Source organism: Rhodococcus oxybenzonivorans (assembly GCF_003130705.1).
Taxonomy (GTDB): Bacteria; Actinomycetota; Actinomycetes; order Mycobacteriales; family Mycobacteriaceae; genus Rhodococcus_F; species Rhodococcus_F oxybenzonivorans.
Window position 1 is genome coordinate 651,454 of record NZ_CP021354.1, and the last position, 18,862, is coordinate 670,315.

Sequence of the window (18,862 nt, forward strand, 5' to 3'; positions counted from 1 at the left end):
GAGCGGTGTCAGGACACCGGCTCGGATGACCGTGTCCCGGGTCGGGTTCGAAAGGTGCGTTCTTCCATGGTGATGGGTCCCACCCACGCAATGTCCGGTGCTGCCGTCGGTTTGGCGACGGCAGATCTGCTCCCGCTGGAATGGGGTGGGCCTACCTCGACGGCCGAGACGTTCACCTTCGCGGCCGTATGCGCAGGCGCGGCGTTGCTACCCGACCTCGACACCAGCCAGTCGACCGTTTCGCGGTCCTTCGGCCCCGTGAGCAGCATCGCTGCCAAGGGAGTCGACGCGGTGTCGCTCGGCTTCTACACGGTGACCAAGGGCAAACGAGACGGTAAGCGCCGCGGCGGGCACCGCACGCTCACGCACACAGCGTTGTTTGCCGCCGGGCTCGGAGCAGGCGTGTCGGCGCTCGTAGTGCAGTTCGGCAAGCCGGCCATCATCGCCACGCTGTTTCTCTGCCTGGGGCTGGCACTCCGCGGCCTCGCCGGTGAGTTCGCCAAAGAGAAAGGCTGGCTGGCCGTTTCGGCCGTGGCCGCGGTGCTGTCGGCGCTCACCTGGCAGTCGTATCCCACCGAGGCCGGTTCCACCGGGCTCGGAGTCGCGGTGGCGCTCGGCTGCGCCACCCACTGCCTCGGCGATGCCATCACCAAGGAAGGCGTGCCCTTCCTCGCCCCGTTCCTGCCGCTGGGCAGAGAGCGGTGGTGGGAGTTCCGGCTGCCGTCCTTCCTCTCCATCCGGGCGGGCGGGCCCTTCGAGAAACTCGTTCTCGGGCCCGCCCTCACCATCGCCGTCGGGCTGATGATGATCTGGGCAGTCGACGGTGCACCGGAGGCGATCTACGACGCGTTCATGCCCGTAACCCAGTAGGACGCGTCAGGCTGCGAGCATCTTCTCGAGGTCGTCGAGTACCAGCATGGCACCGGTGGGACCGAGCGCCAGGAACCAGGTTTCGTCGCTGACGTGCACGGCGTGGCCGTCCTTGACCGCCTGAAGCTGGTTCCACAGCGGTCCACCGACCACAGCGGACTCGTCGGTCGTCTCGGGCGCGCCATAGCTGGAGTAGAAGATTCGGTCACCATCGGCCTGCGAGATGGTCTCCTGGCTGACCTCGACCGCGAGTTCGTCGACGTCCTGCACCTGCGGGCGGGGCAGCCCCACATCCTCGAGTATGACGCCGATGAACGACAGGTTGCCGTACAGCCGGATCTTGCCGGACATGAAGCGCACCAGCGAGATCGTGGGCTCGCCGGTAATCGCGTCGCGGACCTCCCCGGCCCGGGTCTGATATGCGTTGAGCACTTCTTCGGCCTGCGCTTCCTCACCTAGCGCGTCGGCGGCCAGGAGGAAGTTCTCCTTCCACGGGAAGCCGGGACGGATACTGAACACCGTCGGTGCGATCGAGGAGAGCTGCGGGTAGAGCTTGTCGGCCCGCAGCTTGCTGCCGAGGATCAGATCGGGCTGCAATGCGGTGATCGCTTCGATGTTCAGGTTGTTGGTCGTTCCCACGTCGGGCACACCCGCCAGCTTGTCGGCCAGATACGACGGCTGACCCGCCGCGCTCTCCGGACTCGCCAATCCCACGGGCGTGATTCCCAGCGACAGGACGTCGTCGAGTTCGCCGCCGTCGAGGACCACGACCCGTTCCGGCTTCTTCTCGATGACCGTCTCGCCCAGTGCGTGCGTGACGGTGCGCGGGAATGCGCCCTGTTCGGCATCACTACCCAGTTTGGCGGTCTCCTCGTCAGCGGTGGCGAACAGCCGTCCGCCGGTGGCGACGTCGGTATTGCCGGAACTGGACCCGGTGTCGGTGGTGCCGCAGGCGGCGAGAAAGACGGTGGCCAGGGCGACGAGCCCGGCCTTCAGGGGAGACCTCGTAGACATGAGGGCAGGCTAGCCTACCGACTTGGCGGCCGGCGTCCGGGAGTCGTTGGCCCCGGGTCCGGGAAAGAGAAAGACCCCCTCCGCCTGAGCGGAAGGGGTCTCACATCAATCCCACACTGTCGGGGTGGCGGGATTTGAACCCACGACCTCTTCGTCCCGAACGAAGCGCGCTACCAAGCTGCGCCACACCCCGTGTCGAACCTCGGCTAGCTTACAGCACAGAGTCAGCCGCGATTAAATCCGCAGTTCAGCGGCGTATAACCGAGCTTTCCGACGGCTGCGTCCGGCCTTCGCCTGCACCGCTGTCCGACCCGCCACGCTTGGCAGGTACCAACGTCAGCAGCGTCGCCTCGGGACGGCAGCAGAAGCGGGCCGGAGCCCACGGCGACGTGCCGATACCAGCGGACACGTGCAATCGGGTGTGGGCACCCCACTTCGACGGACCCTTGACCCGAGAACGGTCGATCTGGCAATTGGTGACCAGTGCCCCGTAGAACGGCAGACACAGCTGACCGCCGTGGGTGTGACCCGCCAGCACCAGGTCGTACCCGTCGTCCGCGAACCGGTCGAGCACCCGCGGTTCGGGGGAGTGGGTGAGGCCCAGACGTAGATCCGCCAACGGATTCGGCGGCCCGGCGATGGTGTCGTAACGGTCGCGTTGCAAGTGGGGATCGTCCACCCCGGCCGACGCGATCCGGACCCCCGACACCTCGAGGTCGCGGCGCACGTGTGTGACGTCGAACCAACCCCGCTCGGTGAAGGCAGCGCGGAGATCGCCCCACGGCAAGGGGTCACCCAAGACGCGCTTGTGCTCCCTGCGGAAGTACTTCATCGGATTCTTCGGCTTGGGCGCGAAGTAGTCGTTGCTGCCGAACACGAACAGGCCCGGGCGTGCGAGCAGATTCCCCAGCGCCTGGACCACCGCGGGGACGGCCCGCTGATGGGACAGATTGTCTCCGGTGTTCACCACCAGGTCGGGTTCGAGGTTGTCCAGCTCACGCAGCCAGTTCTGCTTCAGGCGCTGTCCGGGCATCATGTGCAGGTCGCTGATGTGTAGCACCCGCAGTGTGGACGACCCGGGCGCCAGCACCGGCATCGTTACCTCACGGAGCGCAAACGCGTTGCGTTCGATGAGGGAGGCGTAGCCGACACCGAGGGCGGCGGCGCCCGCTGTACCCAGCGCGGCACGGGTCAGGGTGGTGCGGAACTCGTTGGACACCCTTTCAGGATACGGGTGCGTGCGATCGAGGTGCAGGGTACAAAGTGATGCTCCGCATTCCCGTGCGTGGGACGCGGCATTCTCGTGCGTGCGAGCGCGTAGCGTTTCGGCCATGCCAGATTCACTGAAAGCAAGACTGCGCTCCGACATGACGGCCGCCATGAAGGCGAAGGATTCGCTGCGCACCGCCACTATTCGCATGCTCATGGCCGCCGTGCAGACCGAGGAGGTCTCCGGCAAGGAAGCCCGTGAACTCACCGACGACGAGGTGCTGAAGGTCCTCGCGAAGGAGTCGAAGAAGCGCGGAGAGTCCGCCGAGATCTACACCGAGAACGGCCGCGGGGAACTGGCGGCGCAGGAACGCGCCGAGGCCCAGATCATCGACGAATACCTGCCGACCCCGCTCAACGACGCGGAACTCGTGGACGTCGTCGACACGGCCATCGCTCAGGTGGCGGAGGAGATCGGGGAGCGCCCCGGCATACGCCAGATGGGTCAGGTCATGAAGGCGGCCACCGCACTCGCCGGCGGCAAGGCCGATGGCTCGAGGTTGTCCCACGCCGTCAAGTCGCGCCTCTGAACCTACGTGCGTGGGAAGTGTGTGCGCACTTCCCACGCACGCATGGTCAGCGCGGTATGGGCGGCAGCTGAATCGGCGGCAGGCCGGGCAACTGGATGGGCGGTAGGGGGATGCCCTGCCCGGGTACCTGCTGCGGCGCCGCCCGCACCGATCCGTCGCTGACATAGATCGTGATGGTCGAACCGGGGATGGCCGATCCGGAGGGCGAGGCGCCCGTCACCGTTCCCTTGGCCGCCTGAGCCTGCGTGGTCACGGCGTTGACGGTGAAGCCTGCTGCCTGCAGCCGCGAGGTGGCGGCCGACTGGCTGAGTCCGACGACATCCGGAACCTGGCCGTTCTGGGATCCCCGCACATATTTCTGGTCGACCGGCGGCAGGGTCGTCGGGCCGAAGTTGTTGACGATCGGGTTCATTGCCGCGTACCACGTGCGGGCCGGTTCGTTACCACCGAAGAGGTTGCCGTCACCGCAGGGACGCAGCGGGCTCGAGCAGATCTCGCCCGGTGTAGGGGAGTCACCGAACACGTACACGGCTGCCGCGAGGTTGTTGGTGAACCCGAGGAAGCCCGAGGACATGTGCGATTCCGTGGTGCCGGTCTTACCCGCCATAGGGAGCGTCCAGCCGACGCTGCCCGCCGCGGCGGCAGAGGTGCCACCGGGCTTGTCGTCCTTGCTCATCGCGTTGGTGAGGGTATCGGCCAGTCCTGGCTCCACGACTTGCTCACAGGCCTGCTGGGTCACCGAAACGGGCTTGCCTTCGCGGTCGAACACCGAGTCGATCGGGGTGGGCGGGCACCACTTGCCGTGCGAGGCGAGCGTCGCGGCGACATTCGACAGTTCGAGGGGGTTGATCCAGGTGGGCCCGAGGGTGAACGACCCCAGATTCTGATCCTTCTGGAAATCGGCCATGCTGCGCTCGTCGAAGCCGGAAGTGCCGGGCTGGGCGTAGGAGCGCAATCCCAGACGCACCGCCATGTCGACGGTCGGGGCAACGCCGGTGGCCTGGATCAACTTCACGAACGCCGTGTTCGGCGACTGCGCCAGCGCATCGGTCACCGACAGTGCCGCCGGATACCGGCCCGCATTCTCGACGCAGTAGGTGGCCGCAGGGCACCCTCGGGCGCCACCGCTACCCATGCCGCGGGCCTCGAATCGACCGGGAACGTCCAGGACGGCACTGGTGCCGAGGCCCTTCTCCATGGCGGCGGCCGTCGTGAAGATCTTGAAGATCGATCCGGCGCCGTGACCGGCCAGTGAGTACGGCTGCGCCTGGACGGTCTCACTGGCGTTGGCGTCGAGCCCGTAGGTGCGGCTACTGCCCATTGCCAGGATCCGATGCGAGTCCTGTCCGGGCTGGACGACGTTCATCACGTTGGCGATGCCGTCGAGGTTCGGCCTGGCATTCGCGGTGAGCGCTGCCTTGGTCGACGCCTGCACGGCCGGGTCGAGCGTGGTCTTGATCAGGTAGCCGCCCTTGTCGATCTGCTCGCGACTGATTCCGGCGTTGGCCAGATACTGCAGGGCGTAATCGCAGAAGAAGCCGCGATCACCCGCGGCGATGCATCCCCGCGGCAACCGGTTGGGCTCGGGCAGCACCCCGAGTGGGGTCTCCTTGAGGGCCCGGAACTCCGAGGCGCGGTCGGGGATGTTGGCAATCATCGTGTCGAGGACGACGTTGCGGCGCTCGAGCACGCCCTCCGGATTGGTGTACGGGTTGAGCGCCGAGCTCGACTGCACCATGCCCGCGAGCATCGCGGCTTGGCCGGCGTTCAGTTCGGATGCATCGATGCCGAAGTACGTCTGCGCGGCGTCCTGAATTCCGAACGAGGCGTTGCCGAAGGGGACCAGGTTGAGATACCGGGTGAGGATCTCGTCCTTGGTGAGCTCCTTGTCGAGCGTGAGCGCCATCCGGATCTCCCGGATCTTGCGCGCCGGAGTGGTCTCGATTGCGGCGCGGCGTTCGGCGTCCGTCTTCGCGACGACGAGCAGCTGGTAGTTCTTCACATACTGCTGGTCGAGCGTGGACGCGCCCTGCTGCACCTCACCACTGGTCGTATTGGTGAGGAAGGCGCGCATGGTGCCCTGCCAGTCGACGCCCTTGTGCTCGGGGAATCGGCGGTCCTCGACCGAGACGATTGCGAGCTTCATCTCGTTGGAGATCTTCTCGCTCGGGACTTCGAACCGTCGCTGCTCGTACAGCCAGGCGATGGGGTTGCCCGCGGAGTCGACCATCGTCGAGACGGCCGGCACGGTGCCCTCGACCAATTCGGCGGAGACGTTGTCGACGGTGTCAGCCGCTCGGTTGGACATGAAACCGAAGCCGCCGGCGAGCGGGAACATCACGCCGGCGAGCAGTACACCTGCCAGGGCGGAGGATCCGGCGAGCTTCCCCACTGTTTTTGCAATCGACACGATCTACAGACTACGTGGGCTCCGCGGGTGCCCTGGTTGGGCGCGGATTTCGACGAAGAAACTGCCCTGAGCACGGGGTATGGACGGGCGTACCAAAAAAGCGTCTTCCCCGTCTTGCGCGTTGCGGTTTCTTTACTTAAGTTGTTGGAACAGTGTGATGGAGGTAACACTCTATTGCGAATGTGGTGCAGCTCTTCCGTGATAAGTGCTGGGCTGCGCAGACTCGAAAAGGGGAAACGAATGCACATGACCACCCCAACCAGCCGTCTGGACGTCGAGCAAGCAGAAGCCCGAATCGCCTGGGTTACGCAGGCCCGTTGCCGGGAAGTCGATCCCGATCAACTTTTTGTACGTGGCGCAGCGCAGCGCAAGGCTGCGACGATTTGCCGGCATTGCCCGGTGTTGATGCAGTGTGGAGCCGATGCTCTCGACAATCGGGTCGAGTTCGGGGTGTGGGGCGGCATGACGGAACGTCAGCGTCGGGCGTTGCTCAAGCAGCATCCCGAGGTCGAGTCGTGGTCCGACTTCTTCGAAGCGCAGCGGCAACACCAGTCCGCCGTCTGACCTTCCGCTTCGGGTGGGCTGACGGAAGAAAATCGCTAGGTGGGTGAGCCGTTTCTCCGGCGGAGCTGATCAGCTCCTGCGGGTGAGCTGATCACCCACCGCTCTCAGCGCCTCGAGATCCGACACCTCGAACGGCAATGAGGGAACGCCGACGATCGGCACCCGAGGGTGGGCGGCCGTGAACCGGCTCAGTAGTTGTACCTCTCGCTTCGCTATCACTGCTCGGTGGGCATGAATCCGCAGGACAGCCGAGGTGAGGGGATCCTGTTCCCCCAGTTGATCGGCGGCAGTGACCGCGTGATCGGCGGGCAGGGAACTGAGGGTGGGATGCGTCCGATTCAGGACCAGGCCCGCGAGCGGCATGCCGTCGCCCCCGAGCCGGTCCACGAAGAACGCCGCCTCCCTCAGGGCATCCGGCTCGGCCGCTGCGATCACCAGAAAACTGGTGCCGGGCTGTCGGAGCAACTCGTAAGTACGCGTTGCCCTTTCGCGGAAACCGCCGAACATAGAGTCGAGTGATTGCACGAAACTCGATGCGTCGGACAGCATCTGACTACCGACGATGGTGGACACGCCGCGTAGCGCCAGCCCCATCGCGCCGGTCACGAGCCGGGTGAGGCCGCGTCCGGGTGCGGTCAGCAACCGGATCATACGACCGTCGAGGAAGGCGCCGAGGCGCTGTGGGGCGTCGAGGAAGTCCAGCGCGTTGCGGGACGGCGGGGTGTCGACCACCACGAGGTCCCATTCCTTGCTGGACGCGAGCTGGCCCAGCTTCTCCATTGCCATGTACTCCTGCGTTCCCGAGAACGAGGTGGCGACGGTCTGATAAAAGGGATTGGCGAGAATCTGCTGCGCCTTTTCCGGCGTGGAATGCTCGATCACCATCTCGTCGAACGTGCGGCGCATGTTGAGCATCATCGCGTGGAGTTCGCCCGTGGCACCGGGTCCGAGCTGCACCGGCTGCGGCGAGTTGTCGAGTTCCTGAACCCCGAGAGCCTGGGCGAGCCTGCGGGCCGGATCGATGGTCAGCACGACCACCTTCCTTCCGCGTTCCGCCGCCCGCAGCGCCAGCGAAGCAGCCGTCGTGGTCTTGCCGACCCCACCGGCTCCGCAGCACACCACGATCCGGGTGGCCGGGCTCTCGAGAATGCCGGCCATGTCGAGGGCGGGAGCGGTTCGACGCCGCTCGTGTTCCATCGTCTGGGTCATCGGACACCCTGTTCCGTCAGAAATTCGGCGAGTTCGTACAACCCGCCCAGGTCCACACCGTCGGCGAGGGAGGGAAGGTGCAGGCGCGCCCCGTCCACCTCGCCGAGCTGTCCGGCACTCTCCTGCTGGGCTTCGAGTACCGAGGCGTGCTCGATGGTCTCGGTCAGCAGTCCGGCAAAGTCCTCCTCGTTCACCGTAATTCCGCTCTTCTCCAGCCCTGCACGAACGGCGTCCGCGTCGATGCGTCCCTTCGCGACCTCGGCCAAGGTCTCGTCCGGAAGGAACTGCGGGCTCGTCCGGTTCACGATGATGGTTCCCAAGCGGAGATCGGCCCGGGCGAGTTCTTCGGCCGCATCCGCCGTCTCCTGCACAGGCAGTGCCTCGAGCAGCGCGACCAGATGCACCACGGTGTCGTCCGAATGAAGCAGCCGCACGACGCCTTCGCTCTGCGAGCGAACCGGGCCGCCCTTCGCGAGATCCGCCATTGCCTTGGTGACGTCGAGGAAATTGCTGATGCGACCCGTCGGGGGGGCGTCGACGACCACGGCGTCGTAGACCCGCCGTCCGGAATTGTCGGTGCGCACGACGCATTCCTTGATCTTGCCCGTCAGCAGCACGTCGCGAAGTCCGGGCGCGATGGTGGTGGCGAATTCGATGGCGCCGAATCTGCGCATCGCCCTGCCGGCGAAGCCGAGGTTGTAGAACATTTCGAGGTACTCGAGGAAGGCGGTTTCGATGTCGATGGCCAGCGCCATCACCTCGCCGCCTCCTTCGGCCGCCGCGACCTTCGTCTCCTGCGGCGGCAGTGGAGGCACGTCGAAGAGCTGGGCGATGCCCTGCCTGCCCTCGACTTCGACCAACAGCACACGACGCCCGCCCTCCGCCAGGGCGAGGGCCAACGCGGCGGCGACCGTGGACTTTCCGGTGCCACCTTTTCCGGACACGAAGTGCAGCCGCGCGCGCGCCGCCTTCTCTGGCCATGTCGGGGTGAACTGCTCTGGGGATGCAACCACGCGTCGAGCCTATAAGTCTGGGAGCCGGGATGTGCGGGGGATAGGCTCACCGGCATGAGTGAATTGACTTCCTGGGAGTACGCCACCGTTCCGCTGCTCACACACGCCACCAAGCAGATCCTCGACCAGTGGGGAACCGACGGCTGGGAACTGGTCACGGTTCTCCCCGGACCCACCGGTGAGCAGCACGTTGCGTACCTGAAGCGTCCGAAGGGCTGAGAGCGTGACGGAAACACAGAACTGGTCGGCCCGCCTGACCGAGCTGGGCGTGACGCTGCCGCCCGTCGTGCCACCGGTAGCCGCCTACGTCCCGGCCCTGCGCACCGGCAACTACGTGTACACCTCGGGACAGCTGCCGATCGTCGACGGCAAGCTGACCACCAAGGGCAAGGTCGGCGCCGACGTGTCGGAAGACGATGCCAAAGCGGGAGCGCGCACCTGTGCACTCAATGCGCTGGCGGCAATCGACGCGCTGGTCGGCATCGACTCCGTGGTGCGCATCGTCAAGGTCGTCGGCTTCGTCGCGTCCGCCGAGGGATTCACCGGTCAGCCCGGTGTCGTGAACGGCGCGTCCGAGTTCTTCGGTGAGATCTTCGGTGAGGCCGGCGCGCACGCCCGGTCCGCTGTCGGTGTCGCGGAGCTGCCCCTCGGTGCACCTGTCGAGGTGGAAGTCATCGCCGAAGTGCGGACGGAAGCGTAACGCGATGACGCTTGCTCATCCCGCCTACGGGCAGGTCCGTGCGGTCACCCCGATCGTCTCGGTCGTGCTCGAGAACAATCCCGGCATGATGACGCTCGACGGCACCAACACCTGGATACTGCGAGCACCGGGTCGGGACGAGTGTGTGGTGGTGGATCCGGGCGATCAGGACGAAGAGCACCTCGCCCGGATCGCCGCCCTCGGTCCCGTCGCCATGACGTTGATCACCCATCGTCACGTCGATCACACCGGCGGGGTGCAGCGTTTCTTCGAACTGACCGGAGCCGCGGTACGTTCGGTCGACCCCGAGTTCCTCCGCGGAGGCGGGGAGCCGCTCGTCGACGGCGAGATCATCGACGTCGCCGGGCTCACCATCAGTGTTGTCGCGACACCGGGTCATACTCGTGACTCGGTGTCCTTCACGGTGGAAGGCGAAGGCACGGTCCTGACCGGGGACACGATCCTCGGGCGCGGCACCACAGTCCTCGACGACTCGGACGGCGACCTCGGCGACTATCTGTCTTCGCTGCGTCGTCTACTCGACCTCGGGCCGGGTCACCGCGTCATGCCCGGCCACGGACCCGAGTTGCCCGACTTGCACACCGTCGCCCGGCAGTACCTCGATCATCGTGAGGAGCGTCTCGCTCAGGTTCAGGCAGCGATCGCGGACCTGGGCGAGGAAGCCACGGCCAGGGAGGTGGTCGAGCACGTGTACTCGGACGTCGATCCGCAGCTGTGGCCGGCGGCCGAGAAGTCGGTCAACGTGCAGCTCGCGTACTTGCGGGCACCCAACTGAGAAAAGCTTCGGCCACCCCTGGTCGCAGGGGTGGCCGAAGCGTTGTCGAGCGCGAAAGCTATCGGGCGCGACGCGCCAGACGCTCGGAGTCGGAGATCAGCACGCTCTTGCCTTCGAGACGCAGCCAGCCGCGGTGTGCGAAGTCCGCGAGCGCCTTGTTGACCGTCTCGCGGGAGGCGCCGACGAGCTGGGCGATCTCCTCCTGCGTGAGGTCGTGCGTGACGCGCAGCGAACCGGCTTCCTGCGTGCCGAACCGCTGAGCGAGCTGCAGCAGGGCCTTGGCGACACGGCCGGGAACATCCGTGAAGATCAGGTCGGCCAGGTTGTTGTTGGTGCGCCGCAGACGTCGCGCGAGCACCCGGAGGAGCTGTTCGGCGATCTCGGGACGATGGTCGATCCACGCCTTGAGTGCTTCGCGATCCATGCTCACGGCGCGAACCTCGGTCACCGTGGTCGCGGTGGACGTACGCGGGCCGGGGTCGAAGATGGACAGTTCGCCGAACATGTCCGACGGCCCCATGATCGTGAGCAGGTTCTCGCGGCCGTCCGGTGAGCGGCGGCCGATCTTCACCTTGCCCGAGACGATGATGTACAGGCGGTCACCGGGCTCACCTTCGTTGAAGATGACATGTCCGCGGGGGAAGTCGACAGGCTGCAGCTGCTTCGTCAGCGCCGCTACTGCTGAGGGCTCGACTCCTTGGAAGATGCCGGCTCTTGCCAGGACGTCGTCCACGTGCGCTCCTTGGGAATATTCGTTCGTCTGTAGTCATATTGTGCGCGATTTGCTGCACGTCGACGGCGCCCCGGTCATCGGCGGCGTGTCGCTGTGCAACAGGTTCGGCTCTGAAGTCTACGTTGAGACGGCTCGGTCTGAGTGACCGATACCACGCAAGTCGGAAAAGTTAACCGTACGTACGTGCTCCGAAACACATTATCCGGTGGTCAGCTGGCGCGACGTGAGCCGACTTCCGTCACCGCAGCGTCGTCGCTGTCGAACCGCGAGTGCCCTCTGCGCCGCCGGTGGAAGCGGGCAAGGGCATGCGGGAATCCCTCGTGTGCCAGGGTGGCCACTTCGTCGTGACTTGCCTGGTCGAGAAACTCTTCCACCTCTTGCTGCCGAACGGTGAGCCGGCGGAGCCGGAACTCCACACGTTCCATGGCCAGCGCAAACAGCATCAGCAGCACTGGGAAGAGGACCACAGCGAGACCTTGCATACCGGGTAGTAAACACTGCGAATGTCTCAGATGCGACACAGCGGCGATTCGGATCGCGGCCGGGTCCGTAGAGTTGGACCCGTGCATGTGACCCCCAGTGACGGCTCCAGTCTGCGTGGACGCGCCCGTTCCCGGGCCGCGAATCAGGAGGAATCCCGGCTCGGCCTCGTGCGACGCGCCCGGAGGATGAACCGCCGCCTCGCGGAGGCTTTCCCACACGTCTATTGCGAGCTCGACTTCACAACTCCACTGGAACTCGCGGTCGCGACCATCCTCTCCGCACAGTGCACCGATGTCCGGGTCAACATGACGACGCCGGCGTTGTTCGCCCGCTACCCGGATGCGAAGGCGTATGCGGAAGCCGAACGCACGGAGCTCGAGGAGTACATCCGGTCCACCGGTTTCTACCGCAACAAGGCGACGTCGCTGATCGGCCTCGGGCAGGCTCTCCTCGAGCATCACGACGGAGAGGTTCCGAATACCCTGAAGGAACTGGTGAAGCTTCCCGGTATCGGACGCAAGACCGCCAACGTGATTCTGGGCAACGCCTTCGATGTCCCGGGCATCACCGTCGACACTCATTTCGGTCGGCTGGTCCGGCGCTGGCAATGGACCGACGAGGAGGATCCCGTCAAGGTCGAGCACGCGGTCGGGGCAATCATCGAACGCAAGGAATGGACTCTGTTGTCCCACCGGGTGATTTTCCACGGTCGGCGCGTCTGCCATGCCCGGAAGCCGGCATGTGGCGTGTGTGTTCTGGCCAAGGACTGTCCGTCGTACGGTCTGGGCCCGGTCGACCCCGACGTCGCTGCCGAGTTGGTGCGCGGACCGGAGACCGAGCATCTGCTTCGTCTGGCCGGCCGGTGAGGATCGATACGAGTGTCTAGTGCAGCGCGGTGGAGTGTGGCCGCCCTCGTCGTTGTTGCAGCTCTCGTCGTCGCGATCTGGCCGCGCGGGAACGATGCGCAGGCGCCGTCGTACGAGGACCGTTTCGGTCCGGGCGGGAGTACGCCGATGTCCGTCGGCGCCGATCCCGGCGCCCTCTCCGCGTTGCGTGCGGATGCGGCGCTCGAGCCCTGTCCCGCGCCCTCCTCGGCGCCCGCTGCCGACTCGGTATTGGCCGGCATCACGCTCGAATGCGTGGGCGACGGCAGCGGGGTCGATCTCGCATCCGCTCTCGCCGGCCGGCCCGCGCTACTGAACCTGTGGGCGTACTGGTGTGGTCCCTGCGCGGAGGAGCTGCCCTACATGCAGCAGTTTTCCGATCGGGCCGGTGACGCCGTTACCGTCCTTACCGTGCACACCGATCCCCAGCAGGCCAGCGCATTGGCGCGGCTCGTCGACTACTCCGTCACCTTGCCCGGTGTGCAGGACGCTGACGGGCGGGTCGCCGCCGCGGTGGGGGCACCCGCGGTCCTGCCGGTGTCCGTGCTGATCCGGCCCGACGGCAGCGTGGCGAAGATCCTGCCCCAGCCGTTCCGCAGTGTCGAGGAGATCGCCGCCGCCGTCGAGCAGAACCTGGGGGTTGCGGCATGACCGCGTCCGTCGACGGCGCCGCCGTTCCGACCTGGTTGCGTGAGGTCGTGCGGCGCACACCGGCCGACCCGCATCGCATCAATCCGGTTCTGAATCGGCGTGCCCCCAGCGGCGCGACCACGCGCGAGGCCGCGGTACTCGTGTTGTTCGGCGGTCCTGCCGAGGCAGACCCCCTGATGTCCGGGGGACTGCCCGCGGGCGCCGACGTTTTGCTCACCCAGCGCGCGGCCACCATGCGTCAGCACAGCGGGCAAGTCGCGTTTCCGGGCGGTGCCAGCGATCCCGGCGACGACGGTCCCATCGCGACCGCTCTGCGCGAGGCGCAGGAGGAGACGGGGCTGGATCCGGCCGGGGTGCAGCCGCTCGCCGTTCTGGAACAGATTTTCGTCCCACCGTCCGGCTTCGAGGTCACCCCGGTTCTTGCGTACTGGGAGAAGCCGAGCGCAGTGGGAGTCGTCGATCCGGCGGAGGCGGCGCGGGTGGCACGGGTTCCGCTGCACACCCTGATCGACCCGCGGAACCGGTTCCAGGTGCACCACCCCGCCGGTTACCAGGGTCCGGCATTTTCGGCCGACGGCATGCTGGTGTGGGGATTCACGGCGGGCATCCTTGCGGCGTTGTTCGCGATCTCGGGCTGGGAACAGGAGTGGGACCGCCGGGACATCCGGGACCTCGACACCGTCCTGGCCGAAATGGAGAATGACATCGACGACGACCATCTGCCTCACAAGCACGGACATCGGGTGGGTGAGCGATGACGGGGTCGCGCTGGATCGATCTCGCGATCGTGTTGATCGCGCTCATAGCGGCCAGCTCCGGCTGGCGACAGGGTGCGGTGGCGTCGGTCCTCGCCTTCGTCGGTGTGCTGCTCGGTGCGGTCGCAGGCATCCTCATCGCCCCGCACGTGCTGGTGCACGTCGACGAGGGACGCGGCCGGGTGCTCGTCGGAATTGCGTTGATCGTGGTGCTGGTGATCATCGGGGAAGTGGCGGGCATGGTCCTGGGCCGTGCCGCCCGCGGGAGCATGCACAGTCCGGCGGCGCGCTCCGTCGACAGCGTCATCGGTGCCTGTGTGCAGGCGGTCGCGGTATTCGTGGCGGCGTGGCTGTTGGCCATCCCGCTGACGTCCTCGTCTCAACCGCAACTCGCAGCCGCGGTGCGCGGGTCGAGCGTGCTCGAGACCGTCGACAACCTTGCACCGGCGTGGATGCGCCAACTCCCCACCGAGTTCTCCGCGCTACTCGACACCTCCGGACTTCCGGACGTCATCGGTCCGTTCGGACGCACCCCGATCACCACGGTCGATCCGCCCGACGCCGGTGTTCTCGCGAGCCCGGTGGCGTCGTCTCTGCAGTCCAGCGTGCTCCGTATCCGGGGTGTGGCGCCCAGTTGTCAGCGTGCGCTCGAGGGTTCCGGCTTCGTGGTCGCGCCGGAACGGGTGATGACCAACGCGCACGTCGTGGCGGGCACGGCGGGAATCGTCGTGGACACCGCGGACGGACCCTTGGACGCTGAGGTGGTGCTGTTCGACCCGTCGACTGACGTGGCCGTTCTCGAGGTACCGGGCCTCGACGCTCCGGTGCTGAACTTCGCGCCGGAGCGGGGACGAACAGGTGACAGTGCGCTGGTTCTCGGATACCCGGGCGGCGGGTCCTACACGGCCAGTGCCGCGCGGATACGCGAGATCCTCGACCTCAGCGGTCCCGACATCTACCGGGCCGGAACGGTTCAGCGCGAGGTGTACACGGTGCGCGGTTCCATCCGGCAGGGCAACTCGGGTGGACCGCTCGTCGACCGTGAGGGCATGGTGCTCGGGGTGGTCTTCGGCGCCGCGGTCGACAACAGTGACACCGGTTTCGTTCTCACCGCCGTCGAGGTGTCGCGTCAGCTGGAGACGGCGTCCGGCGCGACCGCCGCAGTGGACACCGGGGGCTGCATTCTCTGAGCGAGCCCTACACGCGGCGCGTCGAGACCAGCCCCTGCAGGGCGGAGTTCACCCGCTCGGGCGCTTCCCAGTGCGCGTAGTGCCCGACACCGGGAATCGTGTCGAGCTGCTGTGTGGGGGCGAAGCGACGGCTGCGCCGCACGGTGTCGGCGAGCACGTAGGGGTCGAGGTCACCGTGGAGGTGGAGTACGGGTATCCGCAGCGTCTGATCCATCGAGGCCATGAACCGGCGGCCGTCCGGGCGGAACTGGCTACGGAACGCCCATCGCTGATATTCCAGCGTGCAGTGCGCGGTGCCGGGAATCTGGATCGCCGACCGCATCCGGGACATCACGAGGTCGAATTCCGGAGACTTCGGCCACGCCGGTCCCGACCGTTCGACGATCACACGCTCGACTTCGGCCCCACCGTCACGCGTGAGCCGTCGTTCGGGCCGCCACGGCAACTGGTAGGACACAAACGGGGGCAGAACGGCCTTGCGTTGGTGACGGTCGCGGACAACGGCCTGCTTCAGGGCGATCGGGTGTGGGGAGCTGATCAGTGCGATCGACCGCACCAGACGCGCGTGGAGCACCGCGGTAGCCCAGCAGACCAAGCCGCCGTCGGCGTGCCCCACCAGCGTGGCCTCGCTGTAGCCCATCGCACGGATCAGGCCCGCGATGTCGCCGGCCAGGGTCCAGCCGTCATAGCCGCGGGGAGGTTTGTCGGAGTCGCCGTAACCGCGGAGGTCGACGGCCACGGCGCGGACACCCTCGTCGGACAAGGCGATCAGCTGATGTCGCCACGACCACCAGAAGTCCGCGAATCCGTGCAGCAGGACGACGAGCGGCGCATCCGGTGCGGATGCGCCGACCTCGACGGTGTGGAAACGGATTCCGTTGGCATGGATGTCACGGTGAATCCACGGGCCGTCGAAACGGACGGTTGACGGATCGGGTGGTGCCACCGGACGGAACTATCGTGCGTGTCGTCCGCTGGGAGACGCGAGGTGGGCCTCCGCATCGGAGTACGACGTCGGGAGCACGGATCTGGCCTGCTTGAGGGAATCGATGGTCTTTTCCGGTGCACGTAGTTTGCGGACCCGCAGATAGCCGAGCAGACCCAGAATCGCAGTGACGACGACCATGATCAGGAAGACGATGAGGAAGGCCAACCAGCGTGCGATCCATACGTCGAGGAGTTCGGCGAGGAAAAAGAAGAAGAAGAACGAGCTGAACAGCAGCACGGTGAACGCGAGAATGAAGAACAGACTGCCCTGCAGACCCTTCTTGACCTCGCCCGTCACCTCGGCCTTCGCGAGCTCCACCTCGGCGCGCACGAGCGTGGACACCTGCGCGGTTGCGTGCTTGACCAGTGTGCCGAGGGTCACCTCGCCGGACGGTGAAATGTCCGCGTCGGTGAGCGGGATCGACGACACCGTGTTCGGCACCCCGTCTCCCGTGTAACGCGGGCTGTCTCCCTTGCCGTGAGTGATGCTCACTTGTCGACCCCTCCAGGTAGCTCTTGCACGTCCGAGTCTTCGTTCTGGCCATGTGTGCCCGACATCGTCGTCACAGTAACTGCCGACGATGTCACGAGCAGCCCGACCTTCACCATGTCGGCCGTGCTGCCGTCACCGATTCTCGCGTTTGCGAGATTCGCTACGAGAAGGCTAGCGGTCAGTGGGCTGCCCGGGTGTAAGCGGCTCCGCCGCCCGTGCGCCTTTCTGGTAGTGGGAGCGACCAAAAGGCGCACGGGGCGCGAAGCGCCCTACTTGCCGCGGATGGCGTCGAAGACTTTGGGGTCGACGAGGGTGGAGGTGTCGCCGAGGTCGCGGCCTTCGGCGATGTCCTTGAGTAGTCTTCGCATGATTTTGCCGGAGCGGGTCTTGGGTAGTTCCGGGACGACGGTGATCTGCCGCGGCTTCGCGATGGGGCTGATTTCCCGTGCGACCTCGGCTTTGAGTTCGGCGATCAGGTCGTCGCCGGTGTTCTCGACGCCTTCGCGGAGGATGACGAACGCGACGATGCCCTGGCCGGTGGTCTCGTCGGCGGCTCCGACGACGGCGGCTTCGGCGACTCCGTGGTGTCCGACGAGGGCGGATTCGACCTCGGAGGTGGAGATGCGGTGGCCGGAAACGTTCATGACGTCGTCGACGCGGCCGAGGACCCACAGGGCGCCGTCTTCGTCGTATTTGGCGCCGTCACCGGCGAAGTACCAGCCTTGTTCGGGGTAGCGGGACCAGTAGGTGTCGCGGTAGCGGTCCATGTCGCCCCAGATACCGCGCAGCATCGCCGGCCACGGCTTGTCGAGCACCAGGTAGCCGGATTCGCCGTTGCCGAGTTCCTTGGCGTCGTCGTCGACGATCTTGGCGGAGATGCCGGGCAGCGGTGCCATGGCGGATCCGGGTTTGGTGGCGGTGATGCCGGGGAGCGGGGAGATCATGATCGCCCCGGTCTCGGTCTGCCACCAGGTGTCGACGATCGGTGCCGTGTTTCCGCCGATCACCTCTCGGAACCACTTCCACGCCTCGGGGTTGATGGGTTCGCCGACGCTGCCGAGGAGTCGGATCGAGGACAGGTCGTGGGCGTCGGGGATCTCCCGGCCCCACTTCATGAAGGTACGCACCAGGGTGGGAGCGGTGTAGTAGATGCTGACACCGTACTTTTCGATGATCTGGAAGTGGCGGTGCTCGTCGGGGGAGTTGGGGGTGCCTTCGTAGACCACCTGGGTGACACCGTTGGACAGCGGTCCGTAGACGATGTAGCTGTGCCCGGTGACCCAGCCGATGTCGGCGGTGCACCAGTACACGTCCTGTCCGACTTTGTGGTCGAAGACGTTGTGGTGGGTGTAGGAGGCCTGGGTGAGGTAGCCGCCGGAGGTGTGGATGATGCCCTTGGGCTTTCCGGTGGTGCCGGAGGTGTAGAGGATGAACAGGGGATGTTCGGAGTCGAACGGCTTCGGCTCGTGGGTGTCGGAGGCTTTTTCGACGGTGTCGTGCCACCACAGGTCCCGGCCCTCGGCCATGTCGACGTCGATGCCGGTGCGTTTGACGACGAGCACGTTCCTGACGGATTCGGCGCCCTCGACAGCGTCGTCGACCGAGGGTTTGAGGGGGGCCGCCTGGCCTCGGCGCCATTGGCCGTCGACGGTGACGACGAGTTTGGCTTCGGCGTCGTCGATGCGGGAGCGCAGGGCGCTGGCGGAGAAGCCGGCGAAGACGACGGAGTGGGTCAGGCCCAGGCGTGCACAGGCGAGCATGGTGACGATGGCCTCGGGGATCATCGGCATGTAGATCGCGACGCGGTCGCCCGGGACCAGTCCGAGGTCGCTGAAGGTGTTGGCCGCCTTGCTCACTTCGGTGAGGAGGTCGTGGTAGGTGAGGTCGCGGGTATCGCCGGGTTCGCCCTCGAAGTGGATGGCGACGCGGTCGCCGTTGCCTTCGAGGACGTGGCGGTCGACGCAGTTGAATGCGACGTTGAGTCGGCCGCCGACGAACCACTTCGCGACGGGGGCGTCGGACCAGTCGAGGACTTCGGTGAAGGGTGCGTGCCAGTGCAGTCGCTGCGCCTGTTTCGCCCAGAATGCGAGTCGATCGGCATCTGCCTCGGCCTGGAGTTCGGGTCCGGCGTTCGCGGTCGCGGTGAACTCGGGGCTCGGCGGGTACACCTGCGGGACGGCATCCGGCTGTGCGGATTTCTCCGTCGATCCGTTCGCCTGTGCTGCACTGGTCATTGTGGCCCGGCCTTCTTTCCAGTCTCGAAAACGGCAGTTCTAGCACGTGTGAGGGTAGTCACAAGGGCTCGTGAGCG

At 66.3% G+C, this 18,862-nt stretch carries 20 protein-coding genes and 1 tRNA gene; 10 read left to right on the top strand and 11 right to left on the bottom strand.

Translation table 11 applies throughout. The features are described 5' to 3' along the window. The first annotated feature begins 66 nt into the window (after positions 1-66). Positions 67-870, top strand: a complete 804-nt coding sequence (locus CBI38_RS03245; RefSeq protein ID WP_109326338.1) for a metal-dependent hydrolase — start codon at positions 67-69, stop codon at positions 868-870. Positions 871-876: 6 nt separating this feature from the next. Here the strand turns inward: CBI38_RS03245 and CBI38_RS03250 are convergent, their stop codons facing one another. From CBI38_RS03250 to CBI38_RS03260, 3 genes are all read right to left on the bottom strand, one after another. Further along, on the bottom strand, positions 877-1,884 hold the full coding sequence (locus CBI38_RS03250; protein ID WP_109326339.1) for an ABC transporter substrate-binding protein: 1,008 nt from the start codon (positions 1,882-1,884) through the stop codon (positions 877-879). Between the two features lie 119 nt (positions 1,885-2,003). Beyond that, positions 2,004-2,077, bottom strand: a tRNA-Pro gene (locus CBI38_RS03255). 54 nt (positions 2,078-2,131) lie between these two features. Beyond that, complete coding sequence (locus CBI38_RS03260) at positions 2,132-3,103, bottom strand: metallophosphoesterase (protein WP_109326344.1); 972 nt, start codon at positions 3,101-3,103, stop codon at positions 2,132-2,134. A 112-nt stretch (positions 3,104-3,215) separates the two neighbouring features. On the opposite strand from CBI38_RS03260, the gene CBI38_RS03265 reads away from it, so the two are divergent. Continuing rightward, the gene (locus CBI38_RS03265; protein ID WP_109326348.1) at positions 3,216-3,683 is read left to right on the top strand and encodes a GatB/YqeY domain-containing protein; all 468 of its coding nucleotides are present in this window, start codon (positions 3,216-3,218) and stop codon (positions 3,681-3,683) included. 46 nt (positions 3,684-3,729) lie between these two features. Here the strand turns inward: CBI38_RS03265 and CBI38_RS03270 are convergent, their stop codons facing one another. Continuing rightward, a complete protein-coding gene (locus CBI38_RS03270; protein WP_109326349.1) occupies positions 3,730-6,075 on the bottom strand; it encodes a penicillin-binding protein in 2,346 nt (781 codons plus the stop codon). A 258-nt stretch (positions 6,076-6,333) separates the two neighbouring features. Between CBI38_RS03270 and CBI38_RS03275 the strand changes: the two genes are divergently transcribed. Beyond that, entirely contained in the window at positions 6,334-6,657 is a 324-nt protein-coding gene (locus tag CBI38_RS03275; RefSeq protein WP_005248496.1) for a WhiB family transcriptional regulator, read from the top strand. Positions 6,658-6,726: 69 nt separating this feature from the next. Here the strand turns inward: CBI38_RS03275 and bagB are convergent, their stop codons facing one another. Further along, complete coding sequence (gene bagB, locus CBI38_RS03280) at positions 6,727-7,866, bottom strand: ATPase BagB (RefSeq protein ID WP_109326350.1); 1,140 nt, start codon at positions 7,864-7,866, stop codon at positions 6,727-6,729. After that, positions 7,863-8,879 carry an ATPase BagA gene (gene bagA, locus CBI38_RS03285; RefSeq protein WP_109326351.1) on the bottom strand — a complete coding sequence of 339 codons (1,017 nt, stop codon included), beginning with the start codon at positions 8,877-8,879 and terminating at the stop codon, positions 7,863-7,865. Before bagA ends, bagB begins: the two co-directional genes overlap by 4 nt. Before the next feature lie 54 nt (positions 8,880-8,933). On the opposite strand from bagA, the gene CBI38_RS03290 reads away from it, so the two are divergent. The 3 genes from CBI38_RS03290 to CBI38_RS03300 are packed head-to-tail and all read left to right on the top strand — an operon-like array spanning position 8,934 to position 10,375. Beyond that, the gene (locus CBI38_RS03290; RefSeq protein ID WP_005248493.1) at positions 8,934-9,098 is read left to right on the top strand and encodes a DUF4177 domain-containing protein; all 165 of its coding nucleotides are present in this window, start codon (positions 8,934-8,936) and stop codon (positions 9,096-9,098) included. 4 nt (positions 9,099-9,102) lie between these two features. Further along, a complete protein-coding gene (locus CBI38_RS03295) occupies positions 9,103-9,579 on the top strand; it encodes a RidA family protein (RefSeq protein ID WP_109326352.1) in 477 nt (158 codons plus the stop codon). Between the two features lie 4 nt (positions 9,580-9,583). Continuing rightward, complete coding sequence (locus tag CBI38_RS03300; RefSeq protein WP_109326357.1) at positions 9,584-10,375, top strand: MBL fold metallo-hydrolase; 792 nt, start codon at positions 9,584-9,586, stop codon at positions 10,373-10,375. 58 nt (positions 10,376-10,433) lie between these two features. On the opposite strand, the gene CBI38_RS03305 is transcribed toward CBI38_RS03300, so the two are convergent. Both CBI38_RS03305 and CBI38_RS03310 read right to left on the bottom strand, forming a co-directional pair. Beyond that, on the bottom strand, positions 10,434-11,108 hold the full coding sequence (locus tag CBI38_RS03305; protein WP_005256089.1) for a Crp/Fnr family transcriptional regulator: 675 nt from the start codon (positions 11,106-11,108) through the stop codon (positions 10,434-10,436). Positions 11,109-11,317: 209 nt separating this feature from the next. Further along, positions 11,318-11,590, bottom strand: coding sequence for a hypothetical protein (locus CBI38_RS03310; protein WP_109334827.1), 273 nt, complete (start codon positions 11,588-11,590; stop codon positions 11,318-11,320). 81 nt (positions 11,591-11,671) lie between these two features. Here CBI38_RS03310 and nth point away from each other — a divergent pair, with 81 nt between their 5' ends. The 4 genes from nth to CBI38_RS03330 are packed head-to-tail and all read left to right on the top strand — an operon-like array spanning position 11,672 to position 15,071. Then, positions 11,672-12,457, top strand: coding sequence for an endonuclease III (gene nth / locus CBI38_RS03315; RefSeq protein WP_109326358.1), 786 nt, complete (start codon positions 11,672-11,674; stop codon positions 12,455-12,457). A 12-nt stretch (positions 12,458-12,469) separates the two neighbouring features. Beyond that, on the top strand, positions 12,470-13,126 hold the full coding sequence (locus CBI38_RS03320) for a TlpA family protein disulfide reductase (RefSeq protein ID WP_109326359.1): 657 nt from the start codon (positions 12,470-12,472) through the stop codon (positions 13,124-13,126). Next, entirely contained in the window at positions 13,123-13,884 is a 762-nt protein-coding gene (locus tag CBI38_RS03325) for an NUDIX hydrolase (RefSeq protein WP_109326361.1), read from the top strand. The genes CBI38_RS03320 and CBI38_RS03325 overlap by 4 nt, the downstream gene beginning before the upstream one ends. After that, positions 13,881-15,071: a MarP family serine protease gene (locus tag CBI38_RS03330; RefSeq protein ID WP_109326362.1), complete on the top strand. Its 1,191-nt coding sequence runs from the start codon at positions 13,881-13,883 to the stop codon at positions 15,069-15,071. The genes CBI38_RS03325 and CBI38_RS03330 overlap by 4 nt, the downstream gene beginning before the upstream one ends. A gap of 7 nt (positions 15,072-15,078) precedes the next feature. Here CBI38_RS03330 and CBI38_RS03335 read toward each other — a convergent pair whose 3' ends face one another. The 3 genes from CBI38_RS03335 to acs form a co-directional block, all read right to left on the bottom strand. After that, the gene (locus CBI38_RS03335) at positions 15,079-16,017 is read right to left on the bottom strand and encodes an alpha/beta fold hydrolase (RefSeq protein ID WP_109326363.1); all 939 of its coding nucleotides are present in this window, start codon (positions 16,015-16,017) and stop codon (positions 15,079-15,081) included. A 9-nt stretch (positions 16,018-16,026) separates the two neighbouring features. Beyond that, the gene (locus CBI38_RS03340) at positions 16,027-16,551 is read right to left on the bottom strand and encodes a phage holin family protein (protein WP_109326364.1); all 525 of its coding nucleotides are present in this window, start codon (positions 16,549-16,551) and stop codon (positions 16,027-16,029) included. A 269-nt stretch (positions 16,552-16,820) separates the two neighbouring features. After that, positions 16,821-18,785, bottom strand: a complete 1,965-nt coding sequence (gene acs / locus CBI38_RS03345; RefSeq protein WP_109326365.1) for an acetate--CoA ligase — start codon at positions 18,783-18,785, stop codon at positions 16,821-16,823. Positions 18,786-18,862 lie beyond the last annotated feature (77 nt).